At 51.1% G+C, this 16,848-nt stretch carries 14 protein-coding genes; 8 read left to right on the top strand and 6 right to left on the bottom strand.

Annotation, left to right across the window (positions count from 1 at the left end):
- Positions 1-382: 382 nt before the first annotated feature.
- Together IXB28_RS03040 and IXB28_RS03035 are read right to left on the bottom strand one after the other, a co-directional pair.
- Complete coding sequence (locus IXB28_RS03040) at positions 383-967, bottom strand: hypothetical protein (protein WP_326520933.1); 585 nt, start codon at positions 965-967, stop codon at positions 383-385.
- A gap of 167 nt (positions 968-1,134) precedes the next feature.
- On the bottom strand, positions 1,135-1,623 hold the full coding sequence (locus IXB28_RS03035) for an allophycocyanin subunit alpha-B (protein ID WP_215617073.1): 489 nt from the start codon (positions 1,621-1,623) through the stop codon (positions 1,135-1,137).
- 255 nt (positions 1,624-1,878) lie between these two features.
- Here IXB28_RS03035 and rlmD point away from each other — a divergent pair, with 255 nt between their 5' ends.
- From rlmD to IXB28_RS03020, 3 genes are all read left to right on the top strand, one after another.
- Positions 1,879-3,282, top strand: coding sequence for a 23S rRNA (uracil(1939)-C(5))-methyltransferase RlmD (gene rlmD, locus IXB28_RS03030; protein ID WP_215617072.1), 1,404 nt, complete (start codon positions 1,879-1,881; stop codon positions 3,280-3,282).
- 50 nt (positions 3,283-3,332) lie between these two features.
- Positions 3,333-4,418, top strand: coding sequence for a UDP-3-O-(3-hydroxymyristoyl)glucosamine N-acyltransferase (gene lpxD, locus IXB28_RS03025; RefSeq protein WP_215617071.1), 1,086 nt, complete (start codon positions 3,333-3,335; stop codon positions 4,416-4,418).
- A gap of 348 nt (positions 4,419-4,766) precedes the next feature.
- A complete protein-coding gene (locus IXB28_RS03020; RefSeq protein WP_215617070.1) occupies positions 4,767-6,356 on the top strand; it encodes a glycoside hydrolase family 57 protein in 1,590 nt (529 codons plus the stop codon).
- A gap of 258 nt (positions 6,357-6,614) precedes the next feature.
- On the opposite strand, the gene IXB28_RS03015 is transcribed toward IXB28_RS03020, so the two are convergent.
- Complete coding sequence (locus tag IXB28_RS03015) at positions 6,615-7,160, bottom strand: late competence development ComFB family protein (protein WP_215617069.1); 546 nt, start codon at positions 7,158-7,160, stop codon at positions 6,615-6,617.
- A gap of 677 nt (positions 7,161-7,837) precedes the next feature.
- On the bottom strand, positions 7,838-8,050 hold the full coding sequence (locus IXB28_RS03010; RefSeq protein ID WP_215617068.1) for an Hfq-related RNA-binding protein: 213 nt from the start codon (positions 8,048-8,050) through the stop codon (positions 7,838-7,840).
- 80 nt (positions 8,051-8,130) lie between these two features.
- Here IXB28_RS03010 and dapF point away from each other — a divergent pair, with 80 nt between their 5' ends.
- The 5 genes from dapF to IXB28_RS02985 all read left to right on the top strand — a co-directional run bounded on the left by dapF (position 8,131) and on the right by IXB28_RS02985 (position 13,079).
- On the top strand, positions 8,131-8,982 hold the full coding sequence (gene dapF, locus IXB28_RS03005; RefSeq protein ID WP_215617067.1) for a diaminopimelate epimerase: 852 nt from the start codon (positions 8,131-8,133) through the stop codon (positions 8,980-8,982).
- Positions 8,983-8,999: 17 nt separating this feature from the next.
- Entirely contained in the window at positions 9,000-9,713 is a 714-nt protein-coding gene (surE, locus tag IXB28_RS03000) for a 5'/3'-nucleotidase SurE (RefSeq protein WP_215617898.1), read from the top strand.
- A 109-nt stretch (positions 9,714-9,822) separates the two neighbouring features.
- Positions 9,823-10,818 (top strand): permease, encoded by a 996-nt coding sequence (locus IXB28_RS02995; RefSeq protein ID WP_215617066.1) that lies wholly within the window; start codon positions 9,823-9,825, stop codon positions 10,816-10,818.
- Positions 10,808-11,608 carry a TIGR03943 family putative permease subunit gene (locus tag IXB28_RS02990; protein WP_215617065.1) on the top strand — a complete coding sequence of 267 codons (801 nt, stop codon included), beginning with the start codon at positions 10,808-10,810 and terminating at the stop codon, positions 11,606-11,608. Before IXB28_RS02995 ends, IXB28_RS02990 begins: the two co-directional genes overlap by 11 nt.
- Before the next feature lies 1 nt (position 11,609).
- Positions 11,610-13,079: a hypothetical protein gene (locus tag IXB28_RS02985; protein WP_215617064.1), complete on the top strand. Its 1,470-nt coding sequence runs from the start codon at positions 11,610-11,612 to the stop codon at positions 13,077-13,079.
- Positions 13,080-13,109: 30 nt separating this feature from the next.
- Here IXB28_RS02985 and IXB28_RS02980 read toward each other — a convergent pair whose 3' ends face one another.
- Positions 13,110-13,355, bottom strand: a complete 246-nt coding sequence (locus IXB28_RS02980; RefSeq protein ID WP_215617063.1) for a helix-turn-helix domain-containing protein — start codon at positions 13,353-13,355, stop codon at positions 13,110-13,112.
- A 519-nt stretch (positions 13,356-13,874) separates the two neighbouring features.
- On the bottom strand, positions 13,875-16,700 hold the full coding sequence (locus IXB28_RS02975) for a CapA family protein (RefSeq protein ID WP_215617062.1): 2,826 nt from the start codon (positions 16,698-16,700) through the stop codon (positions 13,875-13,877).
- Between the last annotated feature and the right edge of the window lie 148 nt (positions 16,701-16,848).

Below are 16,848 nucleotides of genomic sequence, written 5' to 3'. Positions count from 1 at the left end.
ATCGATAGCCTGGATTTTTATGGGGATAGGCGTCTATTGCAGGTCTGCGGTGGATTACTTCGGGCGTAGCGATCGCAATTTAAAGCTTTCAGACAGCGCTCACACCTCTCCATAGGTGCCCAGAGCCCTATGGCTACCCACCATTCCCCTAGGCAAAAAAAAACCGACAGAACTCCCGCGAGTTCTATCGGCTGGTTGTGTGTTCCCTGTAGATGACTCGGCTAGAGTTGAGTCATCCTTAGTATGCTGAATTTACAGAGGGGTGATGGCGATCTAAGTCATCATCAACCTGTGATTTTGATCACATTTGATCACATTTTTATTGATTTTGATCACAGATATCCGTACCAGCAGACGTTTTCAGCCCATTTACCCGGTTGATCTATCCCATGGCCCCCAACGTATTTTTCCAAGCCAGTTCCCGACACAAAACCTGTAAAGCCCGCTGATCGGCATTTTTAAATAAGCCCGATGCACTTAACTCAGTCAGCACCTGTTGAGTTAGCTGGGCCGCAAACGCACCACCACCGCTTAAAAGATGACCATAGTACTTAAACTGCGGACGGGCATCGGCACTTAAATGAAACTGATGGCGGCCTTTTTCTTGCAAAGCAAACACCGGTGTATTGACCGGTACAACATTACGGGGAATCCCCTGCTGACCGTAGATCTGGTTACTCTTTTGAATTAACGTGCCCACCAACACCACATTGAGCAGGGTTTTAGTTTCTTGAATCAGGTCAGGGGTAAATAATGGATCAGGCGCGCTGGTTAACTGGGGCCCATTATTCAAAAATGTTGGATTTAATAACTGTGAGTTGTAAATAATCCCCACGGCCCAGTGCTGGTGGTCTGTCTCTAAGGCCACAAACTGACCAAATCCATAATCACTGGCCACCGGGGGCTCCATGACATCTCGATCGGTATTGAGCTGTACGACATAATCACAGTGGGAATTGGACTTCACCACAGTGCCTAACTTACAACCGCGATAACTGTGCTTAGGGGACACGATTCCAATTCAGATGAACAGTGCTCCAAGCATATACAAAAAATGAGGCGTACGATCATATGTACTCCTCATTTTAAGATATTCAATTAAATTGAGACAAATCAAGGGTCCTAGCTTCAAACTTAGCTAGACATCGCCTGAATGATGTAATCGAAGTAGGGGGCCGCTTCCACAGCCTGATCTTCGGTCAGCAAACCCAGGGACGCATCCTTAAGGCACTCAATAGCTGCCACCATTCCAGGCACTGGCACATCCAAGGCGTTGTACATTTCGCGCACGCCCACTAGCCCAATATCTTCAATGGGGTCCTTATCACCTGAAATAATGCCGTAGGTGATGAGGCGCAGGTACCAGCCGTAATCGCGCAGGCACAAGGCTCTTTGCTTTTGCCCATAGGCATTACCACCGGGGGCGATAAAGTCGGGACGGCGACGCCAAAGCGCCTGACTAGCACGATCGACAATCTTCTTTTCGTTCTCAGCTAAAACTTGAGCAATACCCAAACGCTGGGGACCCGTTTGTAAAAAATCTTGAATGCCCTGGAGCTCGCCGCTGGTAGGATAGCGCAGCTCATCATCTGCATTGAGGATTACTTGGCTAACAACAGACATAGCTTAATGAATGCGGTGACTCGTAATGATTACAGTGTATCGACTCTAGGGGGCACAAGGGAAGGATGACTTTTACCTATGCCTTAAGGCTTTTATTGTTTTGAATAATAACTGACTGCGTGTTCTAGTCTGAGAGGTATGTTAAGAGAGTTTACAAAGCACTAGAACCATTTCCAGACAACGCACTGACCTAGAGTTGCCATAGAATTGGAAGCTATTCCTTGCGGATTCGACTCGTCCCACAGAACCCTCACCATGGCTGCACAGACCACGCTCTCTGACTGGAAACAGGGACAAATTATTGACGTAACAATTGAAAGCTTAAGTAACAGCGGCGACGGAGTCGGGCGCTGGCAAGAGCGCGTAGTCTTTGTCGCTAATTCTGTGCCGGGGGATACGCTCCAGGTGCGGCTAACGCGCATTAAGGCTAACTATGGCTATGGCAAATGGATCCAGATTTTGCAGCCGTCTCCCCACCGAGTTCGCCCCGCCTGCATCGTGGCGGATAAATGTGGGGGATGCCAGTGGCAGGCCGTAGACTATGCCCAGCAAATGGCCGCCAAGGAACACCAGGTACAATCTGCGCTAGCACGTATCGGGGGCCTATCCGATGTTCGGATTGAAGCTATTTTGGGGGCACCCCAGGTGCTGAAATATCGCAACAAGGTTACCTATCCCTTGGCTCGGGGAAATGGTGGCACCGTGAAAGCGGGATATTACCGCCAGGGCAGTCACCAAATCGTTAATCTGAATCAATGTCCCATTCAGCATGAACAGTTGGATCCGCTTTTGGTGGCAGCCAAGACGGCGATTCAAACGCGCCAATGGAGCTTGTACAACGAGAAAAAACACCAGGGCAGATTACGGCACTTGGGTTTGCGCGTCGGCCAACATACCCAGCAGGTCTTGCTCACATTGGTGACCACCGGCCACCTGCCCGATGTCAAACAGCAGGCCGAGCAATGGCTAGAAGAGCATCCGAATTTGGTCGGGGTATGTCTCAATATCAATACCCATAAAACCAATCGCATATTTGGGGAAGAAACCACATGTTTGGCAGGCCAGCCTTACATTGAAGAATTATTTTTGGGGCTGCGATTACGGATTCAACCCAATACATTTTTCCAGGTGAATACGCTCCAAGCGGAGAGGTTAGTTCAAATTGTGTTGGACGAACTCAATTTGCAGGGGAATGAGACCGTAGTGGACACCTACTGCGGCATTGGCACCCTATCGTTGCCCATAGCGCAGCGGGTAGCTCGCTGTATTGGCATTGAGCTGCAGGCCGAAGCGGTGGCCCAGGCCCGTCACAATGCCGCATTGAATGGGCTGCAAAATACGGAGTTTTTTGCGGGGTCAGTGGAAGAGCTGTTGCAGGACATTAGTGGGCAAGAGGCCAGACCGATCGATGCGGTGGTCTTGGATCCGCCCCGTAAGGGCTGCGATCGCACCGTGCTTGACACATTGCTAGAGATTGCTCCAGCCCGTGTGGTCTACATGAGCTGCAATCCGACCACCTTGGCCAGGGACTTGAAAATTCTCTGTGCCCAGGACTATCGCCTACAAAAGGTGCAGCCCGCCGACTTCTTTCCCCAAACGGCCCATGTGGAATGCGTTGCCTTTTTAGAGCACCGGTCCCAGGAATCATCTTCGGCTTGACCTTTTTTTGATAGCCTGACGCTGGAGACGCCAATAGCACCCACGCACCCATGAAATTTAGCGACATCGTAGAGCAGCTTGGCCTGGCAGAAACATCCAGTTTGGCAGCCTCACCTCACCTTAATCCAGATATCGTGGGAGTCACGGCGGTTCAAGACTCTGAACCCAATACCATCAGCTATGTGGAAGGGAAAAAGTTTGCCCCCTACATTGAGCAAACAACCAATGCAGCGCTGATTTTGCCCCTCAATGAAACTCTCCAGGCCCAGGCAACCGCCAAGGACATTGCCTGGGTTAGCGTTCAGGAGCCGCGGCTCGGATTTGCGCGGGCGATCGCACTGTTTTACCAGCCATTTCAATTAGCCCCTGGCATTCACCCCACCGCCGTCATCGACCCCAGTGCCACCCTAGGAAACAACGTCGCCATTGGGGCCTATGCCGTTATCCATAGCGGCGCCACCCTGGGCGATAACGTATGTATCCATCCCCATGCCGTGGTCTACCCCAACGCAACGGTAGGCAGCCACACCACCCTCCATGCCAACTGCGTCATCCATGAGCGCGCCCAAATCGGCAACCACTGCATTATCCACGCTGGCGCCGTCATCGGCTCTGAGGGCTTTGGCTTTGTGCCCACGGACCAGGGTTGGGAAAAAATGCACCAATCCGGCATCGTCATCCTCGAAGACCATGTGGAAGTGGGCTGCAACGCAGCTGTAGATCGCCCCGCCGTAGGCACCACCCGCATCGGCCGCAACAGCAAACTGGACAACCTAGTGCATGTGGCCCACAACTGCCAGATCGCCGACAACTGTGTCCTGGCAGCCCAGGTTGGCTTAGCCGGGGGCGTCGAACTAGACTCCCTGGTGATTTTAGGCGGACAGGTGGGCGTCGCCAACAACGCCAAAATTGGCAAAGGAGTACAAGCCGGATCCAAAGCCGGGCTCCATAGCAATGTCACCCCAGGCAGCATCATGATGGGCAGCCCTGCCAGTTCCTATCGCACTTACCTCAAATCTTCGGCAATCTACAATCGCCTGCCAGAGATGCACCGCACCCTAAAAAATCTGCAAAAACAGATGGCCACCTTGCAGCAGCAAATAGAAGAATTACAAACCCCAGATCCCACTGAATGAAGAACGTCAAGGGACTGATTTACAAAAAGACATAACCGCTACGGAAGCGATCCCCGCCGGAGACGTAGATTAAATCCCGGATAGTACAGTGAAATGAGTTCCATTGAGCTCACTCATTTCCTTAATCGAATGCACTCGAGAAATGCTTAAATTAGTTTAAAGTTTTACTTCTTTGATGCTGCCATTCATCACTGCTAGCTTCCTAAAAAGCTTTCCCTGAAAGTGGTTTAGCACCTTAGCTTCAACCGTAAAGCATTTTTTTTGTTCCTGAAACGTAAACATAGCTAAGGGCTAAGGCTAGCCTAGCAATTTTCCATAAGATGCTCACTTTCAATCAAAGGTTGCCCTATGTCTCTCGGATATCTTGCTCTGGTTCTCCATGCACATCTTCCCTTCGTTCGGCACCCAGAGAGTGATTTTGTTTTAGAAGAAGAGTGGCTGTTTGAGGCAATTACCGAAACCTATATTCCACTTTTGACCATGTTCGATGGTCTCAAGCGGGATGGAATCGACTTCAAAATGACGATGAGCATGACACCGCCCCTGGTGTCGATGCTCAAAGACCCCCTGCTCCAAGAACGCTACGACGAGCATCTGACCAATCTTGAAGAACTGACCGAGCGCGAAATCGAGCGCAATGAGCACAACGGTCACGTTAAGTACTTGGCGGAATATTACGCCAATGAGTTTAACCACACTCGCCAGGTGTGGGAAGACCACAAGGGCGACCTAATATCTGCCTTTAAAACGTACGTCGACAGCAACAACCTAGACATCATCACCTGCGGTGCCACCCACGGCTACCTACCGCTGATGAAGATGTACCCCGAAGCGGTATGGGCACAGCTCAAGGTTGCCGTCGAGAGCCACGAAGAAAACTTTGGTCGTGCCCCCACCGGCATTTGGTTACCTGAATGCGCCTACTACGAAGGCCTCGAACGCATGGTGGCCGACGTGGGGCTGCGGTATTTCCTCACCGATGGCCACGGCATTCTCTATGCCCGCCCCCGTCCTCGGTTTGGGGCCTACGCCCCCATCTACACTGAAACCGGTGTAGCCGCCTTTGGCCGTGACCATGAGTCTTCCCAGCAAGTGTGGTCGTCCAAAGTGGGGTACCCAGGGGCTTCGGAATATCGTGAGTTCTACCGCGACCTAGGTTGGGACGCAGAATACGACTATATCAAGCCGTATATCATGCCCAACGGTCAGCGCAAGAACGTGGGCATTAAATATCACAAGATTACGGGCAAAAACCTAGGCCTCTCTGAGAAAGACTGGTACGACCCCTACTGGGCTAGGGAAAAGGCGGCTGAACACGCGGGCAACTTTATGTACAACCGCGGTCAGCAAATTGCCAACCTCAATGGCATGATGCAGCGCAAGCCCATTGTGATCTCCCCCTACGATGCGGAGCTATTTGGCCACTGGTGGTACGAAGGTCCCTGGTTTATTGACTACCTCTTCCGTAAGACCTGGTTCGACCAAGACACCTATGAAATGACTCACCTGGCGGACTATCTGCGGGGCAACCCCACCCAGCAAGTGTGTCGTCCGTCCCAGTCTAGCTGGGGCTACAAAGGTTTCCATGAATATTGGCTAAATGAAACCAACGCCTGGATCTATCCCCATTTGCACAAAGCGGCAGAACGGATGATTGAACTGGCCCGCCGTGAACCCGCCGATGAACTAGAATGGCGAGCCCTGAACCAGGCCGCGCGCGAATTGCTGCTAGCTCAATCGTCTGACTGGGCATTTATTATGCGCACCGGCACCATGGTGCCCTACGCCGTTCGCCGCACTCGGGCCCACCTATTGCGCTTTGACAAGCTACGGGAAGATATCATGGCTGAAAAGATTGATTCTGGCTGGCTGCAAAAAGTTGAGGAAATCGACAACATCTTCCCCAGCATTAACTACCGGGTATATCGCCCGCTGTAAACCCATCCTAGGAACAGGTGGCCTTTGGCCGCCAGCTCGGCACCGGTTTAAGAAACACGATCAGGCCCCGATAGAAATCTATCGGGGCCTGATCGTTGGTTTGACTTATACAAAATCCTGACTCAGAGTGCCCGGTATTGAAGGGCAGGCTTCGACAGTAAGCTTAGCCGCCCTCCACTAGGGAATGCCCCGATGGGGTTGCCCCTTTTAACCAGACTGAATGAATTCGGATTTGTACTGTCTCTGATTGTCTAAAGCTTAAGCAACTTGGGCAGGCTCAAACTTATGGGCATAGTCCTTCAGTAGATCATTCATCTGACCGAGGAAGCCATCGCTAGAACGCTTAATGCTTTCGCGCTCTGGGAAGAAGTCAGGTCGGTTCAGACTATTTGCGATCGCATCTTTCACTTGATCAGAGATCAGTTCAGCCAGTTCCTCATTGGCCTTATTACGCTGATAAGATGCGCCTTCTTCGGTAGTGGCATACAAGGGTGGAAGACGGTTGAGAGCATAGGCAGCCACATCGCCCAGATCCAGACTACAGTCAGTGGAAGCCTCGATTTCGGCCACCCGAGCAATAGCCTCTGTCAGCACCAACTCTTCCATCACATTGATAAATTGCTTACGGGGAACAGCAACCACCTCGCCCGTGAGAAGAGAACCCATGAGCCGATCAAGGGCCATATATTCTTCAATGGAAAGCTCAGATGCAGTGTCGCAAATGCGGCCCACCTCGGCTTCCATAGCAGGAGTCAAGTAACCATCCTGCAATGCTTGGTCAACGATTTTTTCAATACTGCTCATCCTGTCAAATGGCTCCGTTGCATATCTCTGTAAACAGTCTGGGATGTTGCTGATGGGATTAGTAGATGGTCATAAATCGATGTTTTCAAAAATAGTAGGCAGAGGCTTTTACAGCTTTTTACCATTGAGAAAACGCTCCATTTATATAAGTCCATTGCCTCGGATAAAGCAATATCCTGAAGCCATAGGTTGTAGCAACAATGGAACCGCACAAACATCCTAATGGGGTTAGAAAATGTGCTCCATCAGCAACTAGCAACCCCTGTTGAATCTTGGAAAGCACCCCCAGGGATTGTGTTGACGCTATTATGCCCGGACGTTCATGAACAAACACATTTAGTGCATAAAAACACGATAGAACTAATAGAAAAAATAGTTGATGGATACTCCATTTCTTACTGAAAATACTTGATGTAATCACCGGAGAAAACTAGAATCACCGCGTTTTTACGGAGTAAATAAAAGCATCGCGATGGGGGCAATCAGCTAACTCTTTAAAACTAAAGGGTAATCCGTAAAAATATTGTGTTGCCACACGGCGCCATGATAGGTGCCCTGGCTTCTAGACCATCTTCCGAACTCCGCATCGCAGTCGATAAGTAAAGAGCGTGGGGCTAAGGTTAGCCCCACGCTCTTTAAACAAAAAAATTGTAAATAGACAACAGTGTCGAATTTATTTAAGCCGATATTTTGACATAGGCAATCGCCGCCCGCATCATCAGCATCGTTGCACCATCTACACTCAAACAGATGGCATGGGCGTCTTGCCACACAATCATGCCGTTCAATACATCACCCGTCAGCAGCTTAACTTCAACCGTACTCTGCTCGCGGATTACGCCTTGCAGCTGGCGAACGCTGGGTAAACCTGTGTCAAATTCGGTAGCCATGGCAATCTCAGATGAAACAGTAATAACGTACCCGGTCTATACTACTTCGGGTACACCGTTCACCCATATTTCCCCACGCCATGGGTCTCCCCTTTAGTAAGTATCACGGTCTGGGTAATGATTTTATCTTGGTGGATAATCGTCACCAGACAGCGCCGCTTTTAACCCCTACACAAGCGATTCAGCTATGCGATCGCAATACCGGCATTGGCGCCGACGGCGTCATTTTTGCCCTCCCTGGCGAAGCCGGTGCAGATTACACCATGCGGATTTTTAATTCCGACGGCTCAGAACCCGAAATGTGTGGCAACGGCATTCGTTGCATGGCGCAATACCTAGCCGATTTGGACACGGCCGCTGGACACCCCCGGCAGCGGCCCCATCGCTACACCATCCACACCTTGGCCGGGCAAATTGTGCCCACGCTCCAGCCCGACGGTCAGATCACGGTGGATATGGGCGAACCTCGCCTGATGGCCGCCGAAATTCCAACCACCTTACCAGGGGAGAAAGCCATTGATGTGCCCCTAGCCGTGGGGGATGACACCTATCAGGTCACCTGCGTCAGCATGGGCAATCCCCACTGCATTACCTTTGTCGACAATACGGATGCGGTCCCCTTAGCGGTCGTTGGGCCTTTGGTTGAAACCCATGGGGCGTTTCCCCAACGCACCAATGCGGAATTTATCCAGGTGGTGCGCTCGGACTATCTAAAAATGAGGGTATGGGAGCGGGGGGCAGGGCCCACACTGGCCTGTGGCACAGGGGCCTGTGCCTCGTTGGTGGCAGCGGTGCTCAATGGCAAATGCGATCGCAAAGCCACCGTTGAGCTGCCAGGCGGTCCCCTCCAAATTGAATGGTCGGCCAGCAACAATCACATCTATATGACGGGGCCTGCAGTGCGGGTATTTACAGGTGACGCCATTTTGTGAGTCACTGTGAACGTCCCATGCCCCACAAAGTTTTGACCAATATCGTTCTCACCAACGATGATGGCATTGATGCTCCAGGTATCGAAGCACTCTACCAGGCAATTGCCAGCATCTCAGACGACACCACCATTGGTGTTGTGGCCCCAGACCAACACTTATCTGGCTGTAGCCACCAAATTAACCGAGGCAACTGCGCCATCGACGTCAAACAGCAAGCTCCCCAGAGATATGCCCTGGGCGGCACTCCCGCCGACTGCACCCGGGTGGCCCACCACCTCTATCCAAAACTAAATTGGCTGCTATCGGGCATCAACAGCGGTGGCAACCTGGGGGCCGACATCTACGTTTCAGGTACCGTCGCAGCGGCCCGGGAGGCAACTCTTCTAAGGGTGCCAGCCATTTCTTTTTCCCAGTACAAAAACCAGAGTATCCCCATTGATTGGGAAAGAGCCACCCACCAAACCGCCCGGGTCTTAAAAGTGCTCATGGACAAACCCATTGCAGCCGGTCAGTTTTGGAATGTGAACCTACCGCTCAATTCCCCATCGCAAACAGAGCCCGACATTGTCTTTTGCCCGGTTTGCACCCAGCCATTACCCACAGAATCTAGCCTAGAGGCAGGTCAATTTCGCTATACTGGCACGTATAAAAACCGGCGACGCGACCCGGGAGCCGATGTTGATGTTTGTTTTTCTGGCAATATCAGTGTCAGTAAAGTGTGCCTTTGGTAGAGCACACAATTAGATTTTTTATCCATCCGCTTAGCATTGGTGCAGCTGAAGGCTTGATGCTCCTGTAGAATAGCTGCTCAGCGATAGAGAACTCACAATTGCACTATTTATGGAACAACTCAGCAATGGACTAACGCTTTTCTTTAGCTTGTTGGTGGAGGCTATTCCATTCTTGCTAATTGGCGTCACGTTTTCCAGCTTGCTATTGTTCTTTGTTGATGAACGCACGTTGATCAAACTGCTACCCAAGGGCCCATTGATGGGGGCCTTGGCCGGTAGCTTAATGGGCGTCTTCTTTCCGGTGTGTGAATGCGGCAATGTGCCCGTGGCACGACGCCTCATTGTTCAAGGGGCGCCTGCTTCGGTCGCGGTCGGTTTTTTGTTGGCCGCACCCACCATTAATCCGGTTGTCTTTTGGGCCACCTGGGTGGCGTTTCGCGATCAGCCAGAGATTGTTTTTCTCAGGGTCATTTTTACATTAATCATTGCTGTCACCATTGCCTGGGTGTTTAGTCGGCAAAAAGATTTGCGCCCCATTCTGCAAAACGCCGTGGTGAGACAGATGCCCCAGGTACAAAAAAAAGAACAGGTGAATCCGCTACTGCGCTCGGGGACGTATCTTTTACAAACCGATGGGGCCGCAATCCAGCTAGATGATCCGGCGGCAGTGCTAGCTCAAAAACCAGATCAACCTTTGGCCACAAAGCTTCAGCTGGTGGTGGATAACATGATCCAAGAGCTCAAGGAACTGGGTGCGGTTTTAGTGTTAGGCAGTGCGATCGCGGCGTTTGTGCAGGTAGCCATCCCAAGGGACTGGATTTTAGCCCTGGGGCAAAACTTTATTACGTCCATCATCGCAATGATGGTGCTCGCCGCCGTGGTCTCTATTTGTTCCACCGTAGATTCATTTTTTGCCCTATCCTTCGCATCCACCTTTACCACCGGCTCACAGCTAGCATTTCTGGTCTTTGGGCCCATGATTGACCTAAAAAACATCGGGTTGCTCATGACCCTCTTTAAACCTAGGGCCATTTTCTACATTTTTATTTTGGGCGCACAAATGTGCTTTATTTTGACCCTATTTATGAATCTCTATGTCAGCTAGACGAAACCGCAAACCACGCAAGAAAAAGACCCCCAAGCGCTCACCCCAGAAACCTTGGTTCAATCAACAGTGGCTAGATGTGGCTGTTTTAGCGGCTTGGAGTTTGACCCTATTTCGATATTGGATAACCGGCAAACTCTTCCTATTACTGCACCCAGACTATATGTGGCTAGCCAATGGGGCCGCCATGGTGCTGTTGGCCATGGCCCTGTTCAAGCTGATCAAAACCATCAAAGGACAGCGACGGGTGCAGCCAGCCCCCGGCCATACCACCTTGCTACCGCCCCAGATCAGTAGCCTCATTCTATTAGCGGTGGCAGTTCTAGGCCTAATCTATACGCCGCGAGCCTTTGCCAGTGATACGGCCATCCAACGGGGGGTTTCGGACACCCTCACCATGACCCGGTCTCAACCCCAACGTTTCGTTCGACAAACCTCCTCCGATGAAAGGACCATCATCGATTGGATTCGCACTCTTAACGTTTATCCTGAGCCCGATGCTTATACGGGTCAAAACGTTAAAGTATCAGGCTTTGTCATTCATCCAGATACCTGGCCCGAAGACTATTTAATGGTGTCACGATTTGTTTTAACCTGCTGTGCTGCAGACGCTTATCCGGTTGGTTTACCGGTGCAGCTAGCGGTATCGCGCCAGGCTTACAACCCTGATAGCTGGCTAGATATTGAAGGCAAAATGGTGACCGCTACCATCGATGGCCAGCGTCAGCTCACCATCGAGCCCACTAAGATTGAAACCATCCCCGAACCCCGCAACCCCTACGAGTATTAAGATGACCAAATTTCGTCGTCGCCAGCCTCTGGATCGTTTAGCCCAGGCCCTCATGGTCCTACTGGCAGTGATTATGGCTGGCATGGTGCTTTTTGGCGGTCCAGCTGCATCTAAGGTAAGAGAATTTAGCTGGGACAACCAGAAAATTGGCGTTGAAGACACCTCTTTTCTGATGACCTTTAGCCGTCCCATGGACCAGGCGAGCGTAGAGGAAAATTTAACCATTGAGCCCCCATTGCCCGGTCGTTTTAGCTGGGCCGGACGGCGCATGGCCTACACATTAAATTTTCCAGCGCCCTACGGCAGCGATTTTAAGGTGAGTTTACCCGTAGCGAGCGATCGGTTTAGTGGGGCATCCGCGAAGTTCACCCCTTTTGAGGCTACCTTCACCTCCCGTCAGCGCTCCTTTGTTTACATCGGTGTTGAGGGCGACGAACAGGGCCGACTCATGCTTTATAACTTGAGCGATCAGTCCCAAACGGCCCTAACTCCAGAAGGATGGACCATCCTCGACTACAAGCCCTACAGTCAGGGCGATCGCATTCTCTTGGCAGCCCTTGAACCGGGACAAAGTGGCCAACAAGATCAACAGCTATATACAGTAACCACCGGCTTAGGAGAAACATCTCAAGCCAGTGGCAATATCGAAACCGTATTAGATAATCAGGACTATCAAAATTTGAAATTTGATCTGTCCTTAGATGGTCAAACTATTGTTGTACAGCGCGTTGGTCGAGACAACCCAGGGGACTTCGGTCCCTGGGTGATTACCCAAGGACAGGCGCCTCGACGATTAGAAACTGAACCTGGCGGCGATTTTATTATCGCTCCGGACAGCCAGTCCCTGCTACTACAACAGGGGCAAGGGACGGCCGTTATCGCCTTAAATAATGCTCAGGATGAGCAAAGTGGAGAAACCTTAGATTTTTTGCCTGAATATGGACTAGTCATGGATGTAGCTAGCAATGGCGCTGCAGCGGCCATGGTTAGCTTCAACCAGGATGATCCTGAAAAACGATATACCCAAACATTGTTTTGGGTATCTAATCAGGGCGATGAAACGCCCATCCTCAATGTCACAGGGGCAATATTAGACGCGCAATTTGACCCTACCAATGAGCTTTTGTTTTGCCTCACAAGCGAACTGATAGAAGCTGAAACCTATCAGGTACAACCGTCTATCACCGTTGTGAATCTGCAAACAGGCGATGTGGAGGAGCTGCGGCAACTGCCTCCACAACCATCAAGTCATATGAGCCTCGCCCCGGACGGCTTGGCTATCTTGTATGACGAAATTACACCGGGTGCAGACAATTCGGCGATTGTAGATGATGGTGTTGCGATCGCAACTTCTAAACTTTGGCTGTTACCCCTGTATCAAACATCTGAAGCTCGCCTTAGCAAGCGACCGCAGCCCATTGAGCCTCAGGCGCTTCCCTTTGCAGGCCTCAATCCCACCTGGATTCCCTAAGTAACAGCTTAGTTTTGTGCTCTAAAGTTTCTAACGTTCAGCAGCTGCTTCAGCGCCTCTTTCCAAGTACATACTAAGGAAAATATTTGCCGCAGCTGGCTCTAAGGTTTCCAATGCCACAATAATCTCCGGGACCGAATCAGCTAGCGGATCGCTAACTTCATTGACCCATTGATTAACAGTTGAACGGGCGACGCCCATTGTTACAGCCAAACGATTTTGACTAATTCCGTACTGAGTCAGTACATGCTTAAGTGCTTTTCCTGCCCTTCCCATAGCGGTTATAAATCTCACAAAGATTACAACATCGAAAGGAGGTCATACGAGTATTGACCTGCCTATGTTCTTTCTTCCGAGCCACTGAACGATATCAGTATAAAACGGCTCAGGAATGTGTCTTTTGCCTCAAAATGCTACGCGCTTACCCTGATTTTTAAGATTTCTACAAGGATCCAGGTGGGAAGTAAAAGTATACCTGAATCTTTTACGATGTGGTAAACCCCTTGTATCCAAACACAGTAGAAATACTGAGTTCAGGTGTACTAAAATCTGCGTAAATAGACCGATATCTACGCCAGAAAACCTTTGTAGAATAAGGGTATTCACGGATGTCATCCCGAGGGGATTTTTTTTATGGAATCTGTCCAAATTTGTCCACTGATACATAAGCTACATTCATACGTATGTAGCTTTTAATTACACGTTGGTTTTTGATAATTACGAACACAGCACCAACCTATGTGCCTTCTTCTACACAGCAAGACACCAAAATAGGTATAAACCGAGCGCGTTTTCCTAACTCAGGGGACCGACCAACGGCTCATCGTGGGGGGAAATGGCACCAGATGTATCTTTGATAGACTTATCTACCTCCAGAGGGTCCTCTTCTAGAAGAGGGGGCTGTTCCGCCGACATCGGCGCCCATTCATCCGATGTAGTATCAAGCCCATCTTGTTTGAGGCTGTTTAAGCGATCTTGAATCGGGTTGAATTCCTTGTGGGGTGATTCCTTTTCCCCCCAGTTTTGCAAAGAGTCATACCCCGGCAAAGGCTCCTCAACAGGCACAACGAGCTCTTCATCAGGCTGCTCTTCTCCGCCCATGGACTCGTCTAAGAAACTACCATCCTCAGTAACCGCATCTCCTGACGGGATGCTATCAGGGACAACAGAATCTTGATTGGAAAACCCTTCGGTCCCTAAATTTTCCTTCGGTAAAGGGTTCGCTGGCTTCTCTGGTAGCGGCAGCGCATCATCTACAACATCATCAGCTGCGCCATAGTCGTTGGTGAAGGCATCAGGCTGAGCCTGAAAACCATCTAACGGTCCAACCGGGGCATTAATATTGACCGTGTTGTCATAGGGGTCGCCCCATGGATCCTCCAAATCCGATGCCGGCAGTTCTGCCTCCGCTTCGAACTCAGGCGTCGCCATTTCAGCATCCACAGACGGAATATTGGGAGCCTCTGGACTATTTAGGTCATAGCCATCCAGTTCATAGTTATCTAGCCCATAGCTATCCGGTTCATAGCCACCTGATTCATAGCTATTCGGCTCATATTGCTCCGGCACCCACGTATTCGAGTCCACCGTGCCGGCATCCGTCGGCTGATCTTCAGTCCAGGTTTCGGTCCACGGGTCAGACCAGGTTTCGGTGGCCTGAGACGGCTCTAGTTCCCCCAGGGTCTTCAGGGGAGCCGATGTTTTGTCAGGCTTTAGCAGAGGCTCCTGGGGAGGAGTTGCTTCTAAAATGGCTGGAAACCTCAAGGGTGAAGGAAAGGTGGCGGAGGCTTGACGGATCTGTTTCAAAATAGCTTTTGCCGTTTCTATGGAGGCTTCCTTAGGCCGCGCATCACGAATGCTGATGGGCAAAAATTCCACCTTCATCTGCTGATCTCGCAGCGAAACCCGCAGGGTTGCCGTATCTCGATTTTCCAAGGGAGCATCTTGAAAGACAAAATCCCCTAAGGCGTAGACAATTGGCCGAGCCTTATATAATTCAGCCCCCTGGACTTGCTTAGGGTGATACCCCACAACCAAATCTGCCCCGGCGTCGATGGCCGTTCTAGAAAGGTTAATCTGCTTCCAACTGGGTTCGGTTTCCAGCTCACCATGCCAGCGATAGTTAACCACCACCCAATCCACAGCTTGGCGCAATGCGGCAATATCTTCGACGATGCCAGCTTTGTCTTGGATGTTAACTCCAGCTTTATCAATGTCTGCGCCAAAGCTTCCTTCGGGGGCGTAGCTCAAATATGCAATTCGCTGCCCTTTAACGTCTAAAATTTCTGGTCGCCGAGACTCTTGGCTATTGCGCCCTGCACCTACTCGATATATCCCGGCACTATCTAGGGATTCGAGGGTTTCGGTTAAACCATGACGACCGAAGTCCATGGTGTGGTCTCCGGTGAGACTGACAATATCAATCCCCCCTTGTTCTAGGGAATTTACCGCATCCGCCCGGGAACGGTCCAGGTAGGTTTCTTGCAAAGAGGTGTCTGCCATGGCTAGGGAGTTGCCCAACCCCACCATGGCGACATCGGCTTCACGAAACATGTCCAAGTCTCCTAGCACCTGACCAACCGCATCAGGCGTTTGCAAAGGCACATCACCCACAGCCACATCACCACCAAACACAAGGGTGACAGTGGGATCCTGTGGATCGTTCGCTTCGTGAGGCATCACGGCAACGGGCTCTAATGCTGCAGACACAGACGGCTCGCGGATGGAAGAACGGTAGGCAACTTCCTGAGCTTCCACATCACTCAATGCACGCCAGCCCTCATCCACAGCAGGCAGTGCGGGGGACTGAGCCACTTGCCCCCGATTGAACATGACGGATTCGGTCACACAGCCCAGGATAAAGGCCGCCGCCGCCGACCCCGTGATTACAATAGCCCGCAGATATTTAAACTGGTGTTCCAAAATTTCGCCTGGAATTAGCGTCATGCGACGGCGCTGGATACGGCGGCGCAGGGAAGGCGTGCGCGTGGAATCGATATCCGCTGGGCGAATATGCACTACCGGCGCTGGAGCGGTGCTGCGATGTGGACGACGACGACGACGGTCGGAATGGCTGGATTCGCGCGGAATTAGAGCCGAGGGAACTGTATCGAGGGTTTCACTCCCATAGGGAATAGCCGTGACTAAGTCCGATGGGTTTTGTGGCACGGGGTCAGGCTGCTGGCCATCGTTCGCCAAAGGCTGTGGGGAGGGCGGATGGACCGACTGCGGTGCATGCAACGGCTGCGGCGCTGACTTGGAAGGAACTGCACCATTGGCCACCGCCGGAGCCGAAAAACGACGGCGTTTTGCCAGACGCACCCGTTGCTGCCAGAGAGGCTGCTGCATGCCTACCTGACGCCCAACCAGATGCACGCCACGAATAACGCTGGATTCGAGCAAACAAATACGATGGCAGATTAGACGGATTAGTGCGTCTTGCCTGGGTGGACGTTCAAATTCAATTAAAACTTGTAAGTAGCCAGACTTTTCATGGGGCTGTACCTGGGCATAGATTGCCTGGGGAACGAGGGGATAATTTAGCCACAGGGCAATTGAACGAAAATGGCCAGTGGAAGCTAGTTTTTTAACCTGATGGATATCTACAGGGGGGTTGCTCATATTTCTCTCGCATTGGCCAGTATCAGAGTGTAGATGGGACACCCCCGAACTTGTCTGACAGAGTGTATCAAAGATGGGTTCTTGTCAACTGTGACTCCACAGGTTTTCCTTTATTTCAGGGTTTAATCCAGAATTATTTTTGAGATAT

The sequence above is a fragment of the Leptothoe kymatousa TAU-MAC 1615 genome (assembly GCF_018739865.1).
Classification (GTDB): domain Bacteria; phylum Cyanobacteriota; class Cyanobacteriia; order Phormidesmidales; family Phormidesmidaceae; genus Leptothoe; species Leptothoe kymatousa.
This window is presented reverse-complemented; position numbering and strand designations above follow the sequence as displayed.

Bases quoted from the DNA above. Each gene is read 5' to 3' on its own strand.
- IXB28_RS03020 (WP_215617070.1), top strand. From the start codon at position 4,767: ATGTCTCTCGGATATCTTGCTCTGGTTCTCCATGCACATCTTCCCTTC.
- IXB28_RS02995 (WP_215617066.1), top strand. From the start codon at position 9,823: ATGGAACAACTCAGCAATGGACTAACGCTTTTCTTTAGCTTGTTGGTG.
- IXB28_RS02980 (WP_215617063.1), bottom strand. From the start codon at position 13,355: ATGGGAAGGGCAGGAAAAGCACTTAAGCATGTACTGACTCAGTACGGA.
- IXB28_RS02990 (WP_215617065.1), top strand. From the start codon at position 10,808: ATGTCAGCTAGACGAAACCGCAAACCACGCAAGAAAAAGACCCCCAAG.
- IXB28_RS03010 (WP_215617068.1), bottom strand. From the start codon at position 8,050: ATGGCTACCGAATTTGACACAGGTTTACCCAGCGTTCGCCAGCTGCAA.
- IXB28_RS03015 (WP_215617069.1), bottom strand. From the start codon at position 7,160: ATGAGCAGTATTGAAAAAATCGTTGACCAAGCATTGCAGGATGGTTAC.
- lpxD (WP_215617071.1), top strand. From the start codon at position 3,333: ATGAAATTTAGCGACATCGTAGAGCAGCTTGGCCTGGCAGAAACATCC.
- dapF (WP_215617067.1), top strand. From the start codon at position 8,131: ATGGGTCTCCCCTTTAGTAAGTATCACGGTCTGGGTAATGATTTTATC.
- IXB28_RS02985 (WP_215617064.1), top strand. From the start codon at position 11,610: ATGACCAAATTTCGTCGTCGCCAGCCTCTGGATCGTTTAGCCCAGGCC.
- rlmD (WP_215617072.1), top strand. From the start codon at position 1,879: ATGGCTGCACAGACCACGCTCTCTGACTGGAAACAGGGACAAATTATT.
- IXB28_RS03035 (WP_215617073.1), bottom strand. From the start codon at position 1,623: ATGTCTGTTGTTAGCCAAGTAATCCTCAATGCAGATGATGAGCTGCGC.
- surE (WP_215617898.1), top strand. From the start codon at position 9,000: ATGCCCCACAAAGTTTTGACCAATATCGTTCTCACCAACGATGATGGC.
- IXB28_RS02975 (WP_215617062.1), bottom strand. From the start codon at position 16,700: ATGAGCAACCCCCCTGTAGATATCCATCAGGTTAAAAAACTAGCTTCC.